We start from the raw sequence: 3,408 nt of genomic DNA on the forward strand, positions 1-3,408 counted from the left end.
GGCTGAGCGCGGGGATGTGTCAAAGCAACACCTGATCGTCGCGCATGACCCTCGCGCCGCTCGCTCGGCCTAGAAGTGAACCTGACCCCGTTCTCCGGGGCGGTGAGGTCAGCAGCACCAGCTCATGCCGCGGAAACGCCGCGCGCAGATCACGCAGCGCGCCGTCGGCCTGGATCAGGTCGCCGAAGGCGCCGTGCTTGATCACCAGCAGCCGCCGGCATGGCGAACGGCGTTCGTTGGATGTGGCCATGGCCTGCGATCGCAAAAAAGGCCGTCAAGACTGCCCGAACGCCAGTGGGTCCGTCAGCAGCTGGCGTGCGGCGGTGCTCGGATATCTGGCGATGCGGCCCGCGAGGGTGCTCCTCGTGCGCTGCGTCTGGAAGGAAGAGTCCCATTGCCGCAGGCGGACTCGCCCCGCAGTGCGCCCTGCAAGCGTCGAACAAGTCCACGTCGCGCTGCCTAGTTGCCGCGCTCCAGCGCTTCGAGCACCAGCGCCCAGATCGACGGCTTGAAGGCAAGGCTGAGGTGCGGGGTGTCCACTTCCACGTGTCGGACCTGCGGTGACACCCGGTCGCGCGCGGCCTGTGGCGCCACGATGCCGTCGCGTCGGCTGACTATGGCCGTGATCGGCACCCGGATCGGGATCTGCTGGCGGCGTTCCACCTCGCGTTCGATCCAGTCGATGTCGACGCCGCGGGCCCTGAGCTTGGCGCCGGCCACGGTGTACTTGGGTCCGCCGATGACCGGCGTTCCGAGGGTGATCACCTGCGCCACCGCCTCGGGCAGTTCGCGCGCCACCTCGCGTGCGATCAGCCCGCCCAGGCTCCATCCAACCAGGCGGAACGGCGCCTCGCCCGGCGACCACAGCGAACGCAGGCGCTCGGTCATCCGCCACGCTAACAGGGTCACGCCGGCTTCGCGCGCGTAGCGCCCCGCTGGCGCCGGGCCCACCCATTCGGCAGGCAGGTCTTCGAAGCGATGGCGGATATCCAGGCCGGCCAGATTGCGGCCCAGACCCCAAGGCTGCACCTCGTGTCCCGCACGGGCCAGCTGTTTGCGCAGGGGCCACATCACGCGATCGTCCGCACCGAAGCCCGGCAACACGACCACTCGTCGCGGGTTGGACGCCCTGCGCACCCCACCGATTGCGAGATGGGCCGCCATGGCGAGCAGGTCTGGGGCTGCCCGCAGCTCCGCCCAGCGTGCGGACGTCGCCGGCGGCGACAGGGAGGGGACGGGTGTTTCCATCAATCTGTCCTTGGAGGTGCGGCGTGACCTTCGCCGGGCTCGGCGGGCGGCGCCTGCGCGAGGCTGGTTGAGGCGGCGGGATGCGGCGCCAGCCTACACCCGCCGGAGTGCGGTACTGCGCCTGCCGCGCCGACGCTCCACAGGCGATGCGGGCCGCGGGGACCCAGCGACAGCGGGCGGCTGATGCCTATGTCGCCTCATGCGCGGCGGCGGCGCCGCCTGCCTTGCGCAGGGCGTGGCGCTTGCAGGTACCGGCGCGCTGGCCCGCGACCACGAGCTTCGGCATCCGCCTTCCAGCGGCGATGGCGGCGGCTCAAGTTGCGGTGGCTGCGGTGGCGACTGAGCGGCTGGGCCTGACGCGCCGCCGCGCGTGATGTGAACGGTGGCGGGTTCGCTGGCAGGGGCGCACTGGCGGCGCTGGGTGGCGCGATGCGTTGCGACGAAGTCCATTGCAGGCATCGCCGAATGGCCGCTGCAGCGCTCAGATCCAGTCGATGTTCAAGCCCTCAACGCGTGCGAAGCCGTGATCGCCCGTCAGCATCAGGTGCTCACGCCTCAACTGCAGACAGCAGGCCGCCTGCAGGGCGTCGGGCGTGCGCAGGCCGAGGCGCCCGCGCAGCTCGGTGGCGAGCTCGACCACGATGCGTTCGAGCTCCACCCAGACCAGATCCGGCTGCTGGAAGAAGGCATCAAAGCGCGCGAGGCGTTCAGGCGAGCCGGCCTTGATGGGCCCCACGCGGCACTCCAGCCAGCTCAGCCGGCTGAGCGCGATGCGCAGATCGGGATGTGCGGCGGCCAGCGCCTGCAGCTTCGCGCGCACGCTCGCGGCCAGCGTGGCCTCGCCCTCGATCAGGTAGATCAGCGCGTTGGCATCGAGAAAGGCGATCACCAGTCCCGCCCCGCCTCCAGCTCGGCATCGATCTCAGCGCGGCTGCGCTGGGCTTGCGGCGCCTGGGTCAGCAGCCACTGCAGCGCGCTCTGGCCGGGCACGGGTTTGGGCTGGGCCTGCAGCAGGCGCGCGTACTCGGCCTCGCTCAGCACCACCGCCGCGCGTCGGTTGCGCTTCATCAGATGCACCGGCCCCTGCGCCAGGCGCTCCTCGATCACGGCCAGACCGTGTCGCTTGATCTCCGCGCTGGTAAGGGTGTTGTCGGCCATCGCTGCATCTCTAGTCGCCTCGCGGTGGCAGGCTAGCATGAAAGAGTGCTGATATCGGTACGGAAAACAGTGCTGATGCAAGCCCGCTCAGGTCCCCGTGTGGCAAGCGAGGCCGAGTCCCGCATCTGCTCTAGTCGCCGGGGCTGAAGGTGGCTGCGCGTTTCGCAGCTTCAGCCTGAACCCGCCAATCGCCGAAACCACCGCCCGGCCATCTTGATGGCAGACGGCGTGCGGCCTAGCCTCCAAGGCTTCAAGGCACGAGGACAGCCCTATCGCCGAGCCCCAACTCTCCGTGCGCAGCGCCCGGGCCCGCGATCTGGCGCATCGGCTGGCGCGGCGCGAGCAGCGCTCGGTGGCTGAAGTCGTCGAGCGCGCGCTGGAAGCCTACGAGGCCGCCCAAGCAGGCCGTGAGCCGGCCGCCAGCTTCTACGCGCGACTCAGCCAGAGCTACGGCACCGATATCGATCTTGAAGCCGTGCTGCGCGAGCTGCGCCAGTCCCATCGCGGCATCGAGCTGTGATCTTCCTCGACACCCACGTCGTCTCCGAGACGCTGAAGCGCACACCGGAGCCGACCGTGCTGCGCTGGCTGGAGACGCACGACGCCGAGCTGGCGTTGAGCACGGTCGTCATCGCCGAACTTGCTTTCCGCATCAGCAAGATCCGCCCCGATGAACGCGCCCAGCGATTGGCCGATGGTCTGGAGGCCTGGCGCAGCCGCTTTGCCGGGCGCATCTTCGCCTTTACCGAAGAGGCCGCGCTGAACTACGGCGAGCTGATGGGCGAGGCGGCACGTGCGGGTCGGCCGATGAGCGCACCCGACGGCATGATCGCCGCCATCGCCCGCGTCCACTCGGCGCCGCTGGCGACGCGGAACGTGGCGGACTTTCGCGAGACGGGCGTGGTGCTGGTGGATCCGTGGCGGGGCTGAGCGCGGGGATGTGTCAAAGCAACACCTGATCGTCGCGCATGACCCTCGCGCCGCTCGCTCGGCCTAGAAGTG

The 3,408-nt window shown here is 69.8% G+C and carries 6 protein-coding genes; 2 read left to right on the forward strand and 4 right to left on the reverse strand.

Translation table 11 applies throughout. The features are described from left to right. Positions 1–19 precede the first annotated feature (19 nt). The 4 genes from BLP83_RS18030 to BLP83_RS18045 all read right to left on the reverse strand — a co-directional run bounded on the left by BLP83_RS18030 (position 20) and on the right by BLP83_RS18045 (position 2,406). Positions 20–250, reverse strand: a complete 231-nt coding sequence (locus tag BLP83_RS18030) for a hypothetical protein (protein WP_091246273.1) — start codon at positions 248–250, stop codon at positions 20–22. Between the two features lie 209 nt (positions 251–459). Beyond that, positions 460–1,248, reverse strand: coding sequence for a thioesterase domain-containing protein (locus tag BLP83_RS18035; protein WP_143006789.1), 789 nt, complete (start codon positions 1,246–1,248; stop codon positions 460–462). 481 nt (positions 1,249–1,729) lie between these two features. Beyond that, positions 1,730–2,137, reverse strand: coding sequence for a type II toxin-antitoxin system VapC family toxin (locus tag BLP83_RS18040; protein WP_176764284.1), 408 nt, complete (start codon positions 2,135–2,137; stop codon positions 1,730–1,732). Further along, entirely contained in the window at positions 2,134–2,406 is a 273-nt protein-coding gene (locus BLP83_RS18045; RefSeq protein WP_091246281.1) for a type II toxin-antitoxin system Phd/YefM family antitoxin, read from the reverse strand. The genes BLP83_RS18040 and BLP83_RS18045 overlap by 4 nt, the downstream gene beginning before the upstream one ends. Before the next feature lie 292 nt (positions 2,407–2,698). Between BLP83_RS18045 and BLP83_RS18050 the strand changes: the two genes are divergently transcribed. Then, complete coding sequence (locus BLP83_RS18050) at positions 2,699–2,926, forward strand: hypothetical protein (RefSeq protein WP_218121272.1); 228 nt, start codon at positions 2,699–2,701, stop codon at positions 2,924–2,926. Then, positions 2,923–3,336, forward strand: coding sequence for a type II toxin-antitoxin system VapC family toxin (locus tag BLP83_RS18055; protein ID WP_091246286.1), 414 nt, complete (start codon positions 2,923–2,925; stop codon positions 3,334–3,336). Before BLP83_RS18050 ends, BLP83_RS18055 begins: the two co-directional genes overlap by 4 nt. The last annotated feature ends 72 nt before the right edge of the window (positions 3,337–3,408 follow it).

Origin of the sequence: Aquimonas voraii, assembly GCF_900101825.1 — a bacterium.
Classification (GTDB): domain Bacteria; phylum Pseudomonadota; class Gammaproteobacteria; order Xanthomonadales; family Xanthomonadaceae; genus Aquimonas; species Aquimonas voraii.

Bases quoted from the DNA above. Each gene is read 5' to 3' on its own strand.
- BLP83_RS18030 (WP_091246273.1), bottom strand. From the start codon at position 250: ATGGCCACATCCAACGAACGCCGTTCGCCATGCCGGCGGCTGCTGGTG.
- BLP83_RS18045 (WP_091246281.1), bottom strand. From the start codon at position 2,406: ATGGCCGACAACACCCTTACCAGCGCGGAGATCAAGCGACACGGTCTG.
- BLP83_RS18035 (WP_143006789.1), bottom strand. From the start codon at position 1,248: ATGGAAACACCCGTCCCCTCCCTGTCGCCGCCGGCGACGTCCGCACGC.